The following is an 18245-nucleotide window of genomic DNA, read 5'->3' on the forward strand; positions in this document are numbered from 1 at the left end:
AGGTTTTAGCAAGATAATGAGGGGTGAGGCGCTAGGGCTAGGGGCCTACTCAGCAATTACCCGCAGGTTCACCATGGCGGTTACGTCGGGGTGCAGCTTCACCTCGGCCTGGTACTCGCCCAGCTTGTTGATATCGGGCACCGAAATATCGCGGCGATCGACTTCTTTGCCCGACAGCGACTTGATCACATCGGCCACGTCGGCGGCGGTGACGGTACCAAAAATAGCCTCATTCTCACCGACGGGCTTTTGAACCGTAAACATACCGATGGTGTCCAGGGCTGTTTTGGTAGCTTCAGCCTCTTGCTTAATCTCGAGCAGCCGCTGCTTTTGCGCCTCGCGCCGGCGCTCCACCTGCTTCAGCACACCGGGGGTGGTGCGCACGGCCTTCCCGTTAGGGATAAGATAATTACGTGCGTAGCCAGGGGCCACCTCGACTAGATCGCCGTTATAGCCCAGCTTGCGAATGTCTTCTGTGAGAACTACCTGTACCCGTTTTGCCATGATTTTTCTCGTATAGCCCAGTTGACTATACTACCCAACGCCATCGGGTCTTGGCAACCCTGTCTTGGCAACCCTTGTCTCTAGCCGCTGTCTCTACCCTGGCAAGCTCCCCCCATGATTAGACTTGTATTTGCCCTGGTGCCCGCTGTTTGGGTGATTGCGATCGCCATCATTGCCGTCCAAAACGCCACCCCTGTCTCCTTTCGCCTGCTCAATCTGCAGTCGATTGAGATGCCCTTTGGGGTGCTGCTGGCCTTTTGCGCCGCGGCGGGTATGCTGCTGGCGGCTCTGGTGCTGCTGGTGCTGGGGGGCAACCCGCTGCGGACCCGCCAAAAACAAAGGCCCGAGCCGTAGCCCAGACCTCTGCCAATCATTGACAATAGCGGTTGCTTGCGATCGCGCGGCTAGTTGCTTGGCGCTGTCGTAACGTTATTGTCAGCACGGGCCTCCTGAATTTCAGTACCCAGCGCCCTCAGGGCCTCGGCAAATTGAGGATCGGCGGCGGTACCGATAGACTCACGGTTAGTCGAGAGTTCCTCCTGCTGCTCTTCACTGAGCTCAACGGCAATATCGGGATTGATACCGTTCTTGTTGATATCAGTGCCGTTGGGGGTGAGGTACTTGGCCACCGTAATTGCGACCCCAGACCCATCGCCCAGGCTGCGCACCGACTGCACCAGTCCCTTACCAAAGGTGCGAGTGCCCACCAGCAGTGCCCGCTCGTTGTCGCGTAGCGCTCCTGACAAAATTTCGCTGGCGCTGGCCGAGCCGCCGTCAACCATGACCACCAGCGGTTTATCGGTGAGCGCGCGGCTGTTGGCGGTCTCTTCATCCACCACGCCCTGGCGGTTCACTGTCGAAACAATAATGCCATCGTCAAGCCACATGCGGGCGATGTCGATGCTGGAGTACAGCAGTCCGCCAGGATTGGAGCGCAGATCGAGAATGTAGCCCGTTACCCCTTGGCTCTCAAGATCGTTAATGGCTTCGCTCATTTCCTCAGCGGCGTTGGCGCTGAACTGGGTCAGGCGAATGTAGCCTACCTCTCCCTCGGGGCCAGCCTGAACGTTGTAGCGCACCGGATGAATTTCAATGCGGGCCCGGACCATAGGCACCTCTAGCTCCTGCTCACCCCGACGAATGGTGAGGGTAACTTCCGAGCCAACGGTGCCCCGAATCCGGCTGACGGCGTCGTTGAGCTCCATACCCTCAGTCGATTCGCCATCAATCGCCAAAATTACGTCCTGGGGACGAATACCAGCCTCAAAAGCAGGGGTGTCTTCGATGGGAGCAACCACCACAATGTCTTTGGTTTCTTCATCCTGGGAAATTTGAATGCCAACCCCGGTCAGCTCGCCGGAGGTGTCAATCTGCATGCTACGAAACTCTTCTGGATCCATGAAGCGGGTGTAGGGATCTTCCAGCTTCTCCAGCATCTCGCGAATAGCGCCGTAGGCCTCTTCCTGGTTGGTGTAGTTGCGCCCCAGGTAGTCGGTACGCACCGCGTCCCAGTCGGTCTGATTAAAGGTAGCATCGACGTAGTTGCGGTCAATCAGCTGCCAAACTTGATCAATCAGTTCCTTGGGGCTTTCTTCAAAGAAAGCTTTGCTCTGGGACAGGTGAATCCCGGCGCCAGTTACAGTTACCGCAGCCACCGCGATAGCAGTTGCACCCAGGATTAGTCCGCGCTTTGCAAGTGTCATGTGATATAGGTTCTAGCAGCAAATTACGCCCAATCTAACACACCAAACTGAGATGCAAAGGGAAGATTTGCTTAGGCATTTTGCCTCTGTTAATAACAGTAACAATAGGCACACGGCGCGTTTGGCTCTAGGGCAAAATGCGCTCTCAAACGCTCTGCTTTCAGTTAAAAATACGGGCCTATTGTGGAGCAAACTGCCGTGCCCTGGAGCGTGACATCGATTGTGGCCTCAGGGCTGGAGCAGTCAGCTTTGCCACGCCCAACCCAGTCAACAGGCCAGGAGCTGACCGCCTTTTTGGCCAACCGCCAGCCGTAGCAACAGCCCCCAGGGCCGAATTGGGCAGGGTGCCACGCTATAATCGCCTTACTTTGTAGAGCTGGTCGGCAATCTAACCTCTGCGAACCGTTGCACGAATCGCTTTAGGACGCTGAGACACCTCCATGGGCATAAGTACTACCGACAAAGGCACCTACATTCTACTGATTGGCACCAACGAGGGTCAAACTCGCCAGATGGAGTTTGACCTGCAGGAGGCGGGGTACCATCCGGTGGTGGCCAGCAGTGCCAAAGCCGGACTGGCCCTAGCGACCGAGAGCACCCCGGCCCTGGTCGTAGTCGATCGCCTGCTGGGGGGCGAGTCGGGGCTGGTGCTGTGCCAGACCCTGCGCAGCCAGGGCATTAAAGCGCCGATTGTGCTGCTGATGGCTAAAGAGAGCCTTGAAGACCGCGTTGCCTGCCTGGAGTGCGGGGCCGACGACTATTTTCTCAAGCCCTACCGGGCCGATGCATTTTTGAGAATGGTGCAGCTCTACCTGCAGTCTACTCCCGGCGATAGCGAAAACCTGCGCTTTGGCGACCTAACGCTCGATGTGGAGAACCGCCATGCCCTGCGGGGCGATCGCGTCATCGAGCTAACCATGAAGGAGTTTGAGCTGCTCAAATATATGATGGAGCACCCCCGCGAGGTGCTGCCCCGCGAGCAAATTCTGGAGAATGTCTGGGGTTACGACTTTGTCGGCGAGTCAAACGTGATTGAAGTGTACGTGCGCTACCTGCGGCTCAAAATTGATGGTGAAGACGACAAGCGACTGATTCAGACGGTGCGCGGCGTGGGCTACGTGCTGCGGGAGAGTTAAGCAGGCAGATGGATGGGTAGCGGTCCCTGAGCGGAGTCGAAGGGAGACGGTCCCTGAGCGGAGTCGAAGGGAAATGGTCCCTGAGCGGAGTCGAAGGGAGATGGGCCCTAAGCGGAGTCGTTTGTCCTGTGGACAGGCTTCGCCAACGCGCTAGCGTCTCCCGTAAGGAGGAAGGGGGTGAATGGGTAGCGGTCCCTGAGCGGAGTCGAAGGGAGATGGTCCCTGAGCGGAGTCGTTTGTCCTATGGACAGGCTTCGCCAACGCGCTAGCGTCTCTCGTAGGGAGAAAGGGGGTGGATGAGTAAGGGGAAAACATCCGCCCAGCGAGCGACTAGAATAGTACCGCCCTGGCTGTGTATTCGCCGTTGATTTCTCTGGTTTCTCTATGGCCCATCGTTTTGCTAGTTTGGTGTCTCTACGGCTATCTGGCCGCGTCGGGCCAAGTGTGGTGTGGAGCCTGGTGCTGAGCGCCCTGGTGCTGGGGGCCGGGTGCGGGCCAGCGCCTTCGACCACGGCACCCTCCTCCCCCACCGACAGTGCCACATCCACACCCACCACTACCGAGGCTCCTATGGCTGATCCTCGCGGCCAGCAGCTCGCCGTCACGGCGGTGACAACCCTGGGCGGTGAAGACATTTTTCTAGAAGTAGCCGTCACCCCTCAGCAGCAGGCGATGGGGCTGATGTACCGCGATGCCCTGCCAGACGATCGCGGCATGCTGTTTCCCATGGGGCGGCCCCGCCCGGTCAGCTTTTGGATGAAAAACGTGCCCGTGGGGTTGGACATGGTGTTTATCTACCAGGGGCAGATCGTGGGTTTAGCGGAGGCTCCCCCCTGCACCGCTGACCCCTGCCCTACCTACGGTCCCGGCAATCAGCTCGTCGACCACGTGATTGAACTCCGGGCCGGGCGCGCCACAGAACTGGGCCTAGCCGTGGGGGACGAGGTGGTGATTCGGGAGTTGGGGGAATAGGGTAATGGGTAGGTGGGTGGCGATCCCTGAGCGAAGTTGAAGTAGGGTGGGCATTGCCCACCAGCCCGCCATAACTATCCCTCAATCCCATCTCTGCATCAACCGCGAGGCGTTATTGGTACAAAAACAATCGCTTAGCGGCGCGAGTAAAGGCCACGTAGCAGAGCTGATTGCGCTCGATCACGTTGCGGTTCGCCGCCATCGAGGGCACGTCCACAAACACATCCTGAAACGTCGACCCCTGGCTCTTGTGGATGGTAAGGCTGTAGGCGTAGTCAACGGCGTGAAACTGCTGCTGCAAATCCCAAAATTCCATCCAGCGCTTTTCTTTGGCTAAAAAGTCGAGCTTGGCCTTAAACTCGGCCTGGCCCGACTCGTGCAGCACCCGCAGCGTTTTAAAGTCTCCTGCTTCCGTTTCCACTTCGAGAACCCACAGGGGCCACTCGCCCTCGCGCCCCCGCGCAATGTGCAGTACCTCGCACTCGCCGGAGGTGGGCAGCACAATGGTTTCCTCCTCTAAGCAAGGGTTAACGGCAATTAGCCGCTCGCCGAGTACAAAACGGCTGGCATTGGGGCCGTAGATGGCGCTGCGAATGGTGTGGTTAAGCTGGGCCACGCGGCGATTGGTGTAGGCCAGCGCCCGCACCTGGTCGGGGTTTTGTTGGTAGGCGGGGCTGGTAAAGGCGCGAATTAGCAGGTCGTGCCAGGCGCGGCGGGGCAGCACAAAGCAGCCTTCGGTCTTGTCGGGGTTGGTGTCGCTGGTGAAGCGGGGCAATGAGTCGCGCTCCAGGTGGCGGCGAATGTCTTCGGCAATGACGCCGATCGCGCCACCGTAGCGCACGACCTCAGTGAGCTGCGATTTGTGAATGATCTGGCGAAAGCAGGCCGACTCAGGCTCGTTCACCGGGGGCAGCTGGGCCGGGTCGCCCACAAACAAAATTTGGGTGCCCCGGTACAGGTTTGACACGGCATTGACCAGCAGCTCCCATAGCTCCTGGTTGATCATGGAGCATTCGTCAACAATGACCAGCCGGTAGCGATCGATCTGGCTGGCCTGCTGGCGATCGATCGCAAACATCTGGTTGCCGTTTTCTTCGTCGATGACCGGGCGCAGGCCCAGCAGCTTGCAGCAGGTCATGGCGTCGATATCGAGCCGCCACTGGGCCGCCATCGCCGCCAGCACCTTGGTGGCCTTGTTGCTAAAGGCGCTCAGCACAATGGGGCGCTCGTCGCCGCGATCGCGCAGCCCATTCACAAACACCTGCAGCAGCGTAGTTTTGCCCGTGCCTGCATAGCCCGTCAGAAGGTAGAGCTTTTCGGTGCCCTGCACAAACGCATCGAGAGCCGCCAGCGCCGCCTGTTGCTCGGCGGTCAGGGCCACACTAGAGGCAATCGATTTAGGCTGAGGTAGAGCCATGGGCACGGAACAAGTGTTCTATCCCAGAGTAGCCTGATTCACCGCTTTGCGAAGTCGGTGAGGCGACGCAATCTCGCTATCAAGGACAGCTGATTGGGGTCACATTGCTACCTACCCCACCGGAGCCGGTGCGGGCGATCCAGCCCGTGCCGTTGCTGTAGATACTTACCTGCATCCAGCGGCGACCATCGGCGGTAGTCTGCTGAGTCGGCGGGTTGGTGCTGGCCCTGACCAGATCGTTTTGGTTGTACCCTGCCAGCACGGAAGACCCGGCTGAGGGGGCAGACCTAACCACCAGTGCTGTATTGGCCCTAAAGCAGGCCCCCGTGGGTGGGGGTGGGGGAGTACCAACACAGGGGCCGAGATTGGCTGCGCTGAGCCAGCCCACGGGCTGGACGGGAGACAGCGTACCGCCGCCCAAGAAAACCTGCGCTCGCCCCGTTGCGATCGCCCCAGTTAGGGTAACCTGCGTGCCCGCTGCCAAAGTACCAATGCGGTTAGCGGTTGGCCCCAGGGTGGAGTTGTCGAATATCTCAGCCGCCTGGTTGAGCCGCCGACAGCCCCGAATGAGGGTGGGGTTTTCGGTCAGGGGGCGAGTTTCCTGGGCCTGGGCTGGGGCAACCGCTAGCGTGCTGGCTGAAACGAGGGCGATCGCGCCAAACGAAAAATTTCGCAGCATTTTCGGTGACATAGATGCTCCTGGGGGCTAATCTCAAGGATTTTGGGACAATTTGGCGATCGCCCCCGCTATTCTACCATCCTCAAAATTAGCCCCAGCCAGGGCGTAACGAAGCTTACCGAAGCGTCAAAGCCCAGCCGCGCCGCCGATACCGCTTAGGATCGCGGTTCTAAAGCACCCACCAGGATTTCAGCCAAGGTAGCCTTATCCACCTGCCCCTGGGCGACTCGCATCACCAGGTCGTAAGCGTCGTCATCGCTAAGGGTTAAACCGTAACCATTTACCTCTAAAAATGTATCCATCACCGCAAAGGCTGTTCGCTTGTTGCCATCAATAAAGGGATGGTTGCGCGACAGATGGTACAGGTATGCCGCCGCCTGCTCCGCTAAGGTAGGATGCAGCAGCTCACCGCCAAAGGAAGCCTTTGGTTGAGCCAGAGCAGAATCTAGTAGCCCCTCATCGCGCACGCCAGGAGTGCCGCCAAAACTCTCGATTTGGTCGGCATGAAGCAGTAAAACATCGTCTCGGCAGAGAAAATTAGGAGTCGGCAAGACGACGATAAACCTCGGCACGCTTTTGCTTAGACCGCTGATAGGCTTGCCAGATAGCGGAATCTTTAACTGTTTCGGCTAATGGCTTGCGAGATTTGATGTAAACCAAAATCTCTGTCAGTGTTTCCGCAGGCAGGTCGTCTATCGCTTCTAAAATTTCGTCTTTGAGTGTAGTGGTGGTGGTCATTGCTCTGGCCTTAAACAATGGCTTGAGTCCTTCTATTAATAGTAATGGGGTCGCGTTGAACCCAAAGGCTTGGGCTTTGCCCATCGCGCCGTAGCCCATAGGCAGCCCCTAACCTGGCTTAAACCACCGCCGTAGCGGCTTTGATCGCAAAGATATGCTCGATGGTGTCTTCGACAGAGCGATCGGGGGTAGACGCGCCGGAGGTAACGCCGACGGTAATGGGGCCGTCGGGCAGCCAGTTCTCGGTTACCGTCAGGTCGCCGTGAAGGGGCTTGTGCTCGATACGGTTGCCGGGGCCAATGCGGCTCGCGCTGTCGATGTGGTACGAGGGAATGCTGCGATCGATCGCAATTTCTTGCAGGTGGGTAGTGTTAGACGAGTTGTAGCCGCCAATTACCACCATCAGATCGAGCTTTTCATCCACCAGCTCAAACATGGCGTCTTGGCGCTCTTGGGTGGCGTCACAGATAGTGTTGAAGCTGAGGAAGTGGTCGTTGAGGGCCTGGGGGCCAAACTTCTTCAAGATGGTGTGCTCGAAGAGTTTGCCAATTTGCTCAGTCTCGCCCTTGAGCATGGTGGTCTGGTTGGCGACGCCGATGCGATCGAGGTCGGTGTCGGGGTCGAACCCGGCGGAGCAGGCACGGCCAAACTTGGCCATAAATTCGGCCTTGTCACCGCCGTTAAGAATGTAGTCGGCCACGTAGTTGGCCTGGTCTAGATTGAGCACCACCAGATATTTGCCCGCAAAGGAGCTGGTGGCGACGGTTTCTTCGTGGTTGTACTTGCCGTGGATGATGGAGGTGTGGTCGCGTTTCTTATGCTTTTCGACCGTGTTCCACACCTTAGAGACCCAGGGGCAGGTGGTATCGACAATAGTGCAGCCCTTGTCGTTGAGCAGTTGCATTTCCTGTACGCTAGCCCCAAAGGCGGGCAGAATCACCACATCGCCCTGGCCCACTACGGAGAAATCCTTCTCGCCGTCTACCACTTCAATAAATTCCACCGCCATGTCTTTGAGGCGCTGGTTGACGCTGGGGTTGTGAATAATTTCGTTGGTAATCCAGATGCGCTCGGTGGGAAAGTGCTGGCGAGTTTCGTAGGCCATCGCTACGGCCCGCTCGACTCCCCAGCAAAAGCCAAAGGACTGGGCCAGCTTAATAGTGACGGTGCCGCGAGTGAGGGTGTAGCTGCGATCGCGAATTTCCTGAATTAGCCCGCTGTTGTACTCAGTCTGCATTTGCCCGGCCACCGCGTCTCCGTGGCCAAACCCCTGGCGAAAGTACTTGTCGGAGTGGTTGAGCGATCGCTTAAAAGCCTTAGTATCCATCGAATCCTCACCAGGTGCAGCACGTTATCTAGGATAACGGGTTGTGGGCGGGGGTTTGGGTGCGATCGCCCAGTAAATTTCAATTGTTGACCATAGCGCCGATCCAATTCACTACCAACGTCAGTGTCGGCAACAATTCCCCTGGTAGGCTCACTTCTATGGCGGGGGTGGTTACGGCCCGACTGTAATGCTCCGCCATAGTGCCCACCAGGCGGCCTTCATCGTCGAAGTCGATAATCAGGTTCTCGTTTAGCACCTCTGATTCGGGGCTGGGGCGATTGGCCAAATCAATATATATGGAAAAATTACTTCCCAGACAGGGGTGAGCAATATCTCACCTAACGGTTTGTGGTTACTTTGCAACGACCGCGAGCATTTCTTGCCCCGCTTGAATTCCGAATTGCGACAATTGTGCAGCATTGCCGATTGTGACGCTGTAGGCGAAAGCAGCAATTGGCAAATTGTCGGCGAACGCAGAATGTCAAACTAGGATGGTTCAGTTCATTTGCAGCCTTTGTTTAACGAAGGCTGCAATTCCTGCTTTACCTAAAGAAAAGCCTGCCGAACTGAGTTAAAGCCAGCAAACTCCTACTCAATTAGTTCCCCAATATTAAAATCAATGCGAATCCAGCTTCTCAGCTTTCTCAAACTGTCGAGCAGTAGAAGAGGAATTTGCCAGTGATGCACCATCAAGAACGGTAGGGGATCGTTCACCATAAAAACGGCTTCCTTACCCTGCCAGATGTTGTTAAACCAGCATTGCAGTTGTTGAAGCGATCGCACCTCATTCAACCGCCACAGTTCGTGATAAAGCCAGTAGGTAGGTCTGCTACTCGTGAGCGGTTGCAAAGGTTCTAGGGGAGCATTGGAACTCAGGTAGGCATCGGCGACACCGGGATGGTTGTAAAACATGGTGAGCGCCGAGTGAGTGCGGGGGTTACACTCGATCGCGTGAACCGTTCCGTCTTCAGCTTGAATCAGGTCAAAGGAGGCCTGTCCATAACCCGGAACAGCCGACAGAAACCGTTCAACCCAGGCGGCAATTTCAGGTTTATCGACCTGCTCGTAGTTCACCTGAAAGGCAGAGGACTCACAGCAGCAGTAGAGCGTTGAGCGACCGTCGCGAACAGTGCTGTGGGTACAATACTCCTGCCCCGGAATAAACTCCTGCAAAATCCAGGGTTTGGCCTCGCTAATCGGCAAACTGTTCACAAAAGCCGCCGTTTCCCCTGGGGTTTCGCAGGGGAGTTTGGTTAGATCGAGACGATGCTTAGAATCGTAGGGGATGCTTTTCAGAATGTATTTGCGTTTCTCGTTTGAGAAATCAAAATTTAAGACCTGTTCTGGGGATGTGATTTGATAGGACTTGGGCACGGTCAAGGAAAGCGATCGCGCCTGTTCTGCAAAGGCAAACTTATCATCCAGCATCCGAATTGTTTCGGCATCAAAATGGCAGACCTCACAGTAGTCGGCCAGCGGATGCTCTGTCATACCGTCGTAGTAAAGCACAGAAAAAATCGCAACGGGAATGAACAAGTCAATCTTCTCTCTCCGAGCGATCGCCTGGAGAGTATTGATGTAACCCTGCAAATCTTTCGCCGGATCGGGCACGGTATAGAACGCTGCAACCGCGTTGGAGTACTGGTTGCCGCTATGCCAAAACTTTTCTGTATCAATCAAAATTGCCCGGTGTCCAGCCGCATGAAATGAACGAGCAAGCTGAAGTGCCTTGGTCATTCTGCCGCCCGCAATTAAGATGCTTTTAGGTTGCTCGGCTGCAATGACCGATGGTGACGAACGACGCAACCCACTCCAGAGAAGTGATCCAAGCACGAGCATCAGGTTAAAGGGCAGGGCAATTGTCAATAGAGCCAATACGCCAAGATTTTGTAGAATTGCCCAAACGACAGTTTGAAGATTGCGGCCCACTGTAACGGTCTTGATCGGAGATGTTGTCTCTGTTGGCTTAGGCAGCAGCGTTTCGGTTGACATGGGTTTGTAGGTTTCGGTCATAATCTCTAGCCCAGCCCTCAAACTCGACGAATGAGCGTCAGGCCATCTCGCACCGGCAGTAGCACCTGCTCGGTTCGTGGATCGTCAGCAACGACCTGGTTAAAGTGAGCGATCGCCTTGGCAGTGTCCGATCGCTCCGACTCTGACAGGTAAACTTCTCCCAAAAACAGAGTGTTGTCGGCACAGATATAGCCGTTGGGAGCCAGTAAATTGCTGCCAATCAGTTTTTCGTAGTACTCCACGTAACCCGCCTTATCCGCATCAATAAAGGCAAAATCAAAGCTTGCCCGGTCGGCAATCAGTTGATCTAGGGTGTCGGAGGCAGGCCCTAATTTAACCTCGATTTTGTGCCCGTGGGGCGATCGCTCAAATAAGCTCTGAGCAAATTGGGCGGCATAGGGGTCGATTTCACAGGCAATCATAGACCCATCGTCGGGTAAGCCTTCTGCCATTGCCAAGGCAGAGTAGCCAGTGAACATCCCAACATCTAGAATCCGCTTTGCCCCGACCATCCGCACAAACATCTTCAGCGCCTGCCCTTCCAGGTGCCCGGTTAACATTTCCTGCTCTAGATGTTGCTCCGTTTCCCCACCCTCAAATTTCGCCTGCCAGGGTTCGTGCTGCGTTTTTTGGGCAATCTGCGTCAAAGCAGGAGATTCGGGCGTAGTCGATCGCTCCAGGTAGCCATCCAACCCGGCAATTAGCAGCAGCGCTTTTTGCAGATGGATGCTTAAATCGCCAGGATCATCGGTCACCTGTGGCAACAGGGCGATCGCTTGTTCCAGATGGTGGGCCGCAATGGTTACAGGCGTAATGGGGCGAGGTGGAGATATGGGCATGGGGTTTGCAACGCCGAATGTCATACTTGACCTCCCACCAGTGAAGGAACGGATTTAGCAAAGCTTTCTTCTGGTTTTACATAGGCATCAATTCCATCCCCTGCTCTGGCATAGTCGGCACACAAATTCTTGTGTTCTTTCAACGTTGCCTCCAGTTCGTCACGGGTTAGATCATTGACAAAGTGGCATTTACCAATGGGATGAGGAACCGCTGCCCGCAGTAAACCATCACGGGTGAGGGTAATAGATTGGTTGGCTTTCCAAAGCAGTTCAACGTCTAAACTAGGATGATCCAGAGCTAATCCCAGACGACTCATTAAGCCTAGAATGCGATCGCGCTCTGCGGAGGTAATGTAACCACGACGAGCGGCAAGGGTGGCGGAAAATGCCATATCAATGTTGACGGCATGACCGTGAAGTAGCGGTGGCTCTGGCGTGAGTTCTAAGGTTGGACTCCAGGTATGACCGTAGGCAATCACGCGATCGAGCATCAACTCATGCAGGTTAGGGGTTTCTAGCTCCAGCATGGTTTTAATCGATTCGTAGTTCACCTGATGCCCAATCTTCTGCAAGAAAGTATCATCATTGCGGTAGCCGAAGTGGTTGTACAGCAGATCTTCGCCGTAGCGATCGAGCAGGTCAAACACCTGTCGATTGGAGACGACGGCGATTTTAACTAGTTCTGCCATGCCATTGCGAATTTGATCGACGGGCAGCGTTCGCAGAAACGAAAAATTGAGGAAGGTAGCTTTTGGAGCGTGGTAGGCACCCAAGCGGTTTTTTAACTTACCGTGATTAACCGCCACTTTGATGGCAATTCCGGCATCAATCAGGCCGATCAATGTAGTTGGAATTCGAATATAGTTGGTGCTCCGCCGATAGGCGGCACAGGCAAACCCTGCCACATCGGTCACCAAACCACCGCCAATTACTAAAACAGGTTCCTTGCGTAAAAGATTAAAGCGACAAAAGGCATCAATGATGGCCTGCCAGGTTGCGACCGTTTTATCAGGCTCTTTAATAGAGACCGGAAAGACCGTTAAATCAATTCCATAGTACTGAAAGTATTGCTGCAGTTGGGGGCCATACAATCGGTTAACGGTATCATCCACGATCGCAAGACATCGCTTGAGGGTTGTGTAATAACTTGCCAGTTCGGGGTGGTGAATGTCGAACAACCCTTCAACAAACTGAAAATCAAGTTCGATCTTCTCATAACCTTCAACTCGAAAACCGGTTGAAGTTGCAGAAAACTGCGCCTGAATATTGCTCATGGCTCTAATGGTAATTTTGCTGAGTTAGGGGACTAGCAGGCAGAGGCATATCAGCGGAGATGTCCTAAAATAGACATCTCCATGAAACTGTTCCAGCATAAATGATGTGTCCTAAGCCACAAGCAGCTTGGGACAGGGGGCATTGAAGCCTCGACGGATTGAACTCAACGACGACCTGAACAAACTGCTTACAGATTCTTCAGCAGTTAGTAGATGTTCAAAAGTTGAAGTTCAACAAGGCTAGATCTGGAAGAGCCAATCCGTGACCACGAAATGAGAGTAAATAAAAACTCGAATTCGGATAGACTTGGCAAACTCCCAAAAAGTCACGATTCCAAAGATGCCTCTGCGCTGAATCATCGTGGAGTAATACCAAAACTGTGGGTAGCTTAATTTACTCCTGCAAATGATGAACTCTATCAATGGGTAGAGAACAGCTGCCGCAGTAAGGCTCCGTTAAAGAGCTATCCGAGCAGTTTTCTGCCTATTTGTAGGGGCAGACCGTCCTACCAAAGACGGCAAATCACAGATGCAACGCTGATTTCGGTGCCTAGGCAAGGCAACACTCAGCACGAAAACTAAACCATGCAAGCAGGGCAAGATATCGCCTGGTACCAAGTGCGAGGTTCAAAACCCTCGGATCAAAACAGATATTCCGCAGGACAAGTGGTCGTTTGTCCCTAACCAATCAGGGATAGGCAACCAGGGTTTGTCTAAAAATAGCCGTCCCTATCGACTTCGCTTGGGGAACGGCTATGGCTGTTATTGTTGAAGGTGCCGCGCTAGAGGTATGGACGATTAGTCTGAGATCAAAAAAATAGAAGCTTAGTTTCTATCCACCGAGTATCTCCTTCAAGCTCTGCCCAACTCTCACCAGGTATGATGGCAGCCAAGTTTTAGAACAGCAGGCCATACCGAGTTGCTGTATTCAGGCTGCAACACAGGAAGGAACCGCCGCCCACATGCTTCCAGGCGACGGTATCTTCTACGACGAGAACTTGCCCGCAAGGGAATTTGAGGCAATGCCAATAACCCTGCGTCCTGCCGGAAAGATCTGCAGGACACCTCAAAAGGGCAAATGATTCTGGGGCTGCAGCTAGGGGCTGTCAGCAGTTAACTGCTGATGACCTCAGAATCTAGCGGTTACGGCCTCTAACCTGTTTTTGGGGTCGGGCGTGGCACCACCTATGGGATAAGGATTGTAGCGAGAGTTGATGATTCGCCCTAGGGCACACTTCCCCTTAGGGACGACCAATTCCTAACGAGATGTGTAGACAGGGCATCAGGGTGCCCCGGTAGCGATTACAACAAAAGATCCGTTTTCCTGTGAGGATCGTTGCTGTGAAGAAGCGTTTGCCGTCTGGTGTTTTAGTTGGAGGATGTTTGGTTGGCCTGGCGGCCTGGATGCTGAGCGTGCCCACTGCTCTAGCGGCTCCTTGCACCGTGAACTGTAAGTCGGGGCAAATTCAATTTACGCCGGGCGATCGCATCACTATCCAAGTCGTCAACGTGGGCAGTCGCCCCCTCAGCCTGGAGCAACCGCCTCTGCTTGGCCCTCGCGTGCTCTATACCGGCAACACCATTGAAACTCAGGTGGGCTGGACGGCTCAGCCCAACCCATCGGTGTTTTTTTGGTCGCAGGAACGGCTGCCTGTGCGGGCAAGACTGAACCGCCCCGGCCCCAATACGCTGCGGGTGGAAGTTTACGATGCGCCCAGTGAACCGAGCGATCGCAGCATCACCATCGAAGCCGATGGCCGCGTCTCGGTGAAATAACGGTGCGGGTGTCAAGTTGCCTAAGATCTTGGAAGTTCTTTGACACCCCGCCAACGCGCTCAACCGCAAGATAGCGCTCAGGCTGGCGCAAAGGCCAGGGCCAGCATAGCCAGAGTAAAAACAGCGGAACCAGTAATGCCAAGGGTTCGCGGCCAGTTGTAGGCAATTAATTCCTGAATGACTTCAGGCTGCTTACCGCCCCGCTCCAGCCGAAAGTGGCGCGGAATCTCTAGCGCTACCGTAACCCAAAGCCCTAGCAGACCGCAGGCCGCATTGGCCAGAGCCAACCCCAGGGGCACCGACCCGGGGCGCAGAAAGATAATCGCTATGGGCACAAGGAAGCAGGAGAACCCTGGAATAATGACCGGCAGCGGTATTTGACTGGAATAAAACTTGTGGTATGTGACATATTCTGCTGGGCCAACCTTGGCAAAAAGAGGATAGACCACAAGCTGCGCGAACCAGATGGTACCGAGGTTGTAACAGATGAGCACCGTGTAAAACAATAAGAAACCGTGGGAGAAATCCATTGAATTCGCTCTCTATAAATGACAAGTTTGACTGGTGAAATGAATTGTCCCTGTCACTGATCACTGAGTAGTACAGACAGGTGAGATGGCATTGAACGGGTGTGGACCAACTGGCCTGTCGCCAGGTAATCGAGTTCTTCAGGGGTTGAGTGGCGGCCTAGCAAAGCGTTGCGGTGGGGCTGTCGGCCAAACCGGGCAATCACCTCTCGGTGGGCGCGCGCTTGGGAGGCAGAAAATGCCAGCAATTCGCGATGTTCAGGTAGGGCCTCTTGCACCAGTTCATCGGCCAATTGAACAGCCAAATCCAATTTTTTCAGCTCTTCAGAATGGCCCAGCGGCAGCAAGAAAAACGTTTTTTCCTAAGGTGTTTTTAGGGCGGCGTAATGGCCGATATTAACGCCTTCTAATGCCAGTAGACAGGCTTTTGCATCCTGGGCGAAGGCTTGGGCTGTGCCTTGATAGCTCGTCCGGGAAAACTGATCAAGAAGAATGATGAGCGCTAGGCGCGATCGCGGTTCCTTCGCCCAGCTATCAAGTTCACCTCGGGCGGCCTGCTCAAGCAGCGGCAAAAAACGCTCGTTTTCACTGGCGCTTATGCCACCTCGAAACCACCATTGCCACTGGCGAACGATGGCCGCCTGCCCCTGGTTGAGTTGATTGGGAAACCAGAACTGAAGAATAGTTTCAAAAGGTTGGATAGTCATGGTGTACATTTCTTTCTGCTGACCGTCAACGTGTGATGCCATTGTTTTGGCAAACTATGATGTGACCTAAACTGACGCTAACTGAATTGGCTGTCCCATCATTTTTTGAATTGACTCGGGTCGCATGGCTTCTTCATACTGAGGCACAAACTCTGGCGGCATAAACTCAAATAGGATGCGATTTTCGGCCCAAAATTCAACTACGCTAAAGGGCACAACATCACCCCGGATACGGACAATTACCCGCCATCCCTCGCGCTGCCCAATCTGCTCAATTTGATCGGGGCTAGTGGGCACCGAAATGGCGGCATGGGAAGGCATAAACTGAACGGGTGAAGTTTGACGAACTTTGGCCGACTCAGTATCGACTCCCGGCATCCAAGCATCGCCTTGCTTAAACACCACGATGTGGGTGCCGTAGTCGTCAAAAGGCATGACCAAAAAGCTACCGGGGACCAGAAATGTGTAGACCTTCCCTTGCCAGATTTCGGCTAAGACGCTGGCAACTCGCAGGGGCTCTTGAGCATCGATGGAAATGTGGTGAATCATGTAAATTTACCTCCTGGTTGGGGTTGTTAGGGGTTAGGTGATGGTTTAACGCTGTTTTGCCTGGGGCAGGGGTGGCACATCAATCTCTACCCCGCATCGCCGAAAAAAGCTTTGAGCACGGCAAACGCTGCTGAATTGTCGCTAAGTAGCGCGTGGTTTGAGTGGTCAAATACAATCGCTTCTTCTGCCGGTATATAGACAGACTAGGCAGTTTAGGGGCAGGCGTAGTTGCTAAAGCTCGATCGCTATCATCTAAAAAAACGTGAATCTTCATAGGTTTATTCCCGTTGTAAGGCAACTGCAAAAAACAGCAATAGTGTTCAATTGAGTTAGGCGGAAAGCTTTGGTTTGAGCGTGGCCTAGACCACAACAATGTCCGCGTTACTTAGAGCAGGGGCACCGCTTAGTACGGCCACTAGCACCTGGGCTTGGCAGCCATTACCATCGCAGTCAAAGAATAATTCCCCTGACAGATTGTTGTAGATGAAGCGATCTTTGCCATCAGCGGCGGCTGTGCCTAAGCTAAATTGCTCTGGCGAAATGGGCGCGCCAGCTACCAATCCGCCACCAAAGCCCGCCGCTCGAATTAGGATGCGATCGCCTTCGGCAGCAAAATCAGTGATTTTGTCACCTCCTTGATGCAAGTTGTTAAAGCGGAACGCATCGTAACCCTCGCCACCGGTTAGAATGTCGACTCCTTTGCCGCCAATAAGGGTGTCATTGCCGTCTTCACCAAGCAAAATGTCATCGCCAGAATTGCCACTGAGCCCATCGTCACCTGCTCCTCCTCGCAGCAGGTCATCTCCGCTTAGGCCTCGGATGCGATCGCTGCCACCCTGGCCATCAATGATGTCGCCGGAGTCTTTAAAGCCCTCAAATCTGTTGTCCAAATCGCCTAAAAAGATCGTGTCGGTGTCGAAGGCAACCTGAATGTCTTCATCAACAACCTGTAAAACCGATTCCTGCTGGAACTGTTGCTTATAGGCCTGGATAATTTGAGCGATCGCTGCTTCATTTTCTACGGTGTCTTCAAAAATGAGCGAGACGATTTTGCTGGGCTCTTGAACCAGGTCATTTGTGCTGCTGAGGAACTGCCCATCAGCGTCGTAAACCGTGAGCCCATCGGGAAATCGCGAGGTAATCTCCTGATTTAAGAACTGCTGAAACTCTGCCTCTGAAACTTCGCCACCTCCGGCAATGTTGCGACCAAAGTAAAGATCGGTTTGGATCAGTTCTGGAATCGGGTCATTATCGATTAGATCTTCCGATTGGCTAAAGCCTACTTTAACCGCTTCGTTGACGATTTCTAAAACCGATTCTTGCTGGAACTGTTGCTTGTAGGCAGCAATAATCTGATCGATACTTTGCTCATTTGCTACCGTGTCTTCAAAAATGAGCGAGACCACCTGGCTGGGCTCTTGAACCAAGTTTCCGGTGCTATCTAAGAACTGCCCATCGGCATCATAGACCGTCAGACCATTGGGAAATCGCGGTGTAATTTCGGCGTCGATAAACGCTTGAAACTCAGCCTCTGAGACCTGGCCGCCCCCCGCGATGTTGCGCCCAAAGTACAGATCTTCCTGAATCAGCTCTGGAACTGGGTCATTCTCAATCAGGTCGTCGGCCTCGTCAAAGCCAACCTTGAGGTAATCGGCGTTGACAATTTCTAAAACTGATTCTTGCTGAAACTGCTGTTTGTAAGCTTCGATAAGTTGGTCAACTTCTGCCTGGTTTTCCAGAGTGTTCTCAAAGATGAGGGTGACTACCTGGCTGGGTTCTTGAATTAGGCTACCGGTGCTGTCTAGGAACTGCCCATCGGCGTCGTAAACCGTCAGCCCGTCGGGAAATCGCGGTGTGATTTCGGCATCGATAAACGCCTGAAAATCGGCTTCTGAAACTTCACCGCCACCGGCAATATTGCGCCCGAAATATAGATCCTGCTGAACGAGCCCAGGGCTAATACGATTGGATTCCACACCTGACACGACTTGTTGGGTATGGGTTTCTGCATAAATTGGGGGGACCATAGCGTGTCCTTTTGTCTGTATGTCTGTATTCAGAATTAATCTGCTGTAAGGAGGCTC

The 18245-nt window shown here is 54.2% G+C and carries 19 protein-coding genes and 1 pseudogene; 5 read left to right on the forward strand and 15 right to left on the reverse strand.

The genetic code is table 11. The features are described from left to right. Positions 1-45 precede the first annotated feature (45 nt). Entirely contained in the window at positions 46-504 is a 459-nt protein-coding gene (gene rplI / locus IQ265_RS27130; RefSeq protein WP_194059512.1) for a 50S ribosomal protein L9, read from the reverse strand. Positions 505-618: 114 nt separating this feature from the next. On the opposite strand from rplI, the gene IQ265_RS27135 reads away from it, so the two are divergent. Beyond that, positions 619-858, forward strand: coding sequence for a lipopolysaccharide assembly protein LapA domain-containing protein (locus IQ265_RS27135; RefSeq protein WP_194059514.1), 240 nt, complete (start codon positions 619-621; stop codon positions 856-858). 50 nt (positions 859-908) lie between these two features. Here the strand turns inward: IQ265_RS27135 and ctpC are convergent, their stop codons facing one another. Further along, positions 909-2207, reverse strand: coding sequence for a carboxyl-terminal processing protease CtpC (gene ctpC, locus IQ265_RS27140; RefSeq protein ID WP_194059515.1), 1299 nt, complete (start codon positions 2205-2207; stop codon positions 909-911). A 183-nt stretch (positions 2208-2390) separates the two neighbouring features. Here ctpC and IQ265_RS29770 point away from each other — a divergent pair, with 183 nt between their 5' ends. The 3 genes from IQ265_RS29770 (at position 2391) to IQ265_RS27150 (ending at position 4315) form a co-directional block, all read left to right on the forward strand. Next, complete coding sequence (locus IQ265_RS29770; protein ID WP_255524046.1) at positions 2391-2522, forward strand: hypothetical protein; 132 nt, start codon at positions 2391-2393, stop codon at positions 2520-2522. A 125-nt stretch (positions 2523-2647) separates the two neighbouring features. Continuing rightward, on the forward strand, positions 2648-3343 hold the full coding sequence (nblR, locus tag IQ265_RS27145; protein ID WP_194059517.1) for a response regulator transcription factor NblR: 696 nt from the start codon (positions 2648-2650) through the stop codon (positions 3341-3343). Positions 3344-3727: 384 nt separating this feature from the next. After that, a complete protein-coding gene (locus IQ265_RS27150) occupies positions 3728-4315 on the forward strand; it encodes a DUF192 domain-containing protein (protein ID WP_228038573.1) in 588 nt (195 codons plus the stop codon). Between the two features lie 112 nt (positions 4316-4427). On the opposite strand, the gene IQ265_RS27155 is transcribed toward IQ265_RS27150, so the two are convergent. The 9 genes from IQ265_RS27155 to IQ265_RS27195 form a co-directional block, all read right to left on the reverse strand. Next, complete coding sequence (locus tag IQ265_RS27155; protein WP_194059519.1) at positions 4428-5732, reverse strand: AAA family ATPase; 1305 nt, start codon at positions 5730-5732, stop codon at positions 4428-4430. A 79-nt stretch (positions 5733-5811) separates the two neighbouring features. Next, the gene (locus IQ265_RS27160) at positions 5812-6423 is read right to left on the reverse strand and encodes a hypothetical protein (RefSeq protein ID WP_194059521.1); all 612 of its coding nucleotides are present in this window, start codon (positions 6421-6423) and stop codon (positions 5812-5814) included. A 143-nt stretch (positions 6424-6566) separates the two neighbouring features. Further along, a complete protein-coding gene (locus IQ265_RS27165; protein WP_194052009.1) occupies positions 6567-6962 on the reverse strand; it encodes a type II toxin-antitoxin system death-on-curing family toxin in 396 nt (131 codons plus the stop codon). Beyond that, a complete protein-coding gene (locus IQ265_RS27170; protein ID WP_228037684.1) occupies positions 6949-7248 on the reverse strand; it encodes a hypothetical protein in 300 nt (99 codons plus the stop codon). Before IQ265_RS27170 ends, IQ265_RS27165 begins: the two co-directional genes overlap by 14 nt. 19 nt (positions 7249-7267) lie before the next feature. Further along, positions 7268-8476 carry a 4-hydroxy-3-methylbut-2-enyl diphosphate reductase gene (locus IQ265_RS27175; RefSeq protein ID WP_194052011.1) on the reverse strand — a complete coding sequence of 403 codons (1209 nt, stop codon included), beginning with the start codon at positions 8474-8476 and terminating at the stop codon, positions 7268-7270. 79 nt (positions 8477-8555) lie between these two features. Continuing rightward, positions 8556-8762 carry a DUF2283 domain-containing protein gene (locus IQ265_RS27180; protein WP_228037685.1) on the reverse strand — a complete coding sequence of 69 codons (207 nt, stop codon included), beginning with the start codon at positions 8760-8762 and terminating at the stop codon, positions 8556-8558. Between the two features lie 302 nt (positions 8763-9064). Beyond that, entirely contained in the window at positions 9065-10468 is a 1404-nt protein-coding gene (locus IQ265_RS27185) for an ATP-grasp enzyme (RefSeq protein WP_194052609.1), read from the reverse strand. A 38-nt stretch (positions 10469-10506) separates the two neighbouring features. Beyond that, positions 10507-11328, reverse strand: a complete 822-nt coding sequence (locus IQ265_RS27190; protein WP_194052013.1) for a class I SAM-dependent methyltransferase — start codon at positions 11326-11328, stop codon at positions 10507-10509. A gap of 20 nt (positions 11329-11348) precedes the next feature. Next, positions 11349-12602, reverse strand: coding sequence for a sedoheptulose 7-phosphate cyclase (locus IQ265_RS27195; protein WP_194052015.1), 1254 nt, complete (start codon positions 12600-12602; stop codon positions 11349-11351). Between the two features lie 1341 nt (positions 12603-13943). Here IQ265_RS27195 and IQ265_RS27200 point away from each other — a divergent pair. Beyond that, the gene (locus IQ265_RS27200) at positions 13944-14378 is read left to right on the forward strand and encodes a hypothetical protein (protein WP_194052017.1); all 435 of its coding nucleotides are present in this window, start codon (positions 13944-13946) and stop codon (positions 14376-14378) included. A gap of 77 nt (positions 14379-14455) precedes the next feature. On the opposite strand, the gene IQ265_RS27205 is transcribed toward IQ265_RS27200, so the two are convergent. The 4 genes and pseudogenes from IQ265_RS27205 to IQ265_RS27220 all read right to left on the reverse strand — a co-directional run bounded on the left by IQ265_RS27205 (position 14456) and on the right by IQ265_RS27220 (position 18137). Then, on the reverse strand, positions 14456-14908 hold the full coding sequence (locus IQ265_RS27205; RefSeq protein WP_194052019.1) for a hypothetical protein: 453 nt from the start codon (positions 14906-14908) through the stop codon (positions 14456-14458). A 53-nt stretch (positions 14909-14961) separates the two neighbouring features. Beyond that, positions 14962-15654 (reverse strand): annotated as a pseudogene (locus IQ265_RS27210) (DUF924 family protein). Between the two features lie 24 nt (positions 15655-15678). After that, the gene (locus IQ265_RS27215; protein WP_194052021.1) at positions 15679-16161 is read right to left on the reverse strand and encodes a hypothetical protein; all 483 of its coding nucleotides are present in this window, start codon (positions 16159-16161) and stop codon (positions 15679-15681) included. 359 nt (positions 16162-16520) lie between these two features. Beyond that, positions 16521-18137, reverse strand: coding sequence for a DUF3574 domain-containing protein (locus tag IQ265_RS27220; protein ID WP_194059523.1), 1617 nt, complete (start codon positions 18135-18137; stop codon positions 16521-16523). Between the last annotated feature and the right edge of the window lie 108 nt (positions 18138-18245).

Source organism: Nodosilinea sp. LEGE 06152 (assembly GCF_015207525.1).
Taxonomy (GTDB): Bacteria; Cyanobacteriota; Cyanobacteriia; order Phormidesmidales; family Phormidesmidaceae; genus Nodosilinea.

What these genes read in the sequence shown, in the direction of transcription:
- IQ265_RS27185 (WP_194052609.1), bottom strand. Translation starts at nt 10,468, where the DNA reads ATGTCAACCGAAACGCTGCTGCCTAAGCCAACAGAGACAACATCTCCG.
- IQ265_RS27150 (WP_228038573.1), top strand. Translation starts at nt 3,728, where the DNA reads ATGGCCCATCGTTTTGCTAGTTTGGTGTCTCTACGGCTATCTGGCCGC.
- IQ265_RS27175 (WP_194052011.1), bottom strand. Translation starts at nt 8,476, where the DNA reads ATGGATACTAAGGCTTTTAAGCGATCGCTCAACCACTCCGACAAGTAC.
- IQ265_RS27170 (WP_228037684.1), bottom strand. Translation starts at nt 7,248, where the DNA reads ATGGGCTACGGCGCGATGGGCAAAGCCCAAGCCTTTGGGTTCAACGCG.
- IQ265_RS27215 (WP_194052021.1), bottom strand. Translation starts at nt 16,161, where the DNA reads ATGATTCACCACATTTCCATCGATGCTCAAGAGCCCCTGCGAGTTGCC.
- IQ265_RS27195 (WP_194052015.1), bottom strand. Translation starts at nt 12,602, where the DNA reads ATGAGCAATATTCAGGCGCAGTTTTCTGCAACTTCAACCGGTTTTCGA.
- IQ265_RS27205 (WP_194052019.1), bottom strand. Translation starts at nt 14,908, where the DNA reads ATGGATTTCTCCCACGGTTTCTTATTGTTTTACACGGTGCTCATCTGT.
- ctpC (WP_194059515.1), bottom strand. Translation starts at nt 2,207, where the DNA reads ATGACACTTGCAAAGCGCGGACTAATCCTGGGTGCAACTGCTATCGCG.
- IQ265_RS27155 (WP_194059519.1), bottom strand. Translation starts at nt 5,732, where the DNA reads ATGGCTCTACCTCAGCCTAAATCGATTGCCTCTAGTGTGGCCCTGACC.
- IQ265_RS27160 (WP_194059521.1), bottom strand. Translation starts at nt 6,423, where the DNA reads ATGTCACCGAAAATGCTGCGAAATTTTTCGTTTGGCGCGATCGCCCTC.
- nblR (WP_194059517.1), top strand. Translation starts at nt 2,648, where the DNA reads ATGGGCATAAGTACTACCGACAAAGGCACCTACATTCTACTGATTGGC.
- IQ265_RS27190 (WP_194052013.1), bottom strand. Translation starts at nt 11,328, where the DNA reads ATGCCCATATCTCCACCTCGCCCCATTACGCCTGTAACCATTGCGGCC.
- rplI (WP_194059512.1), bottom strand. Translation starts at nt 504, where the DNA reads ATGGCAAAACGGGTACAGGTAGTTCTCACAGAAGACATTCGCAAGCTG.
- IQ265_RS27135 (WP_194059514.1), top strand. Translation starts at nt 619, where the DNA reads ATGATTAGACTTGTATTTGCCCTGGTGCCCGCTGTTTGGGTGATTGCG.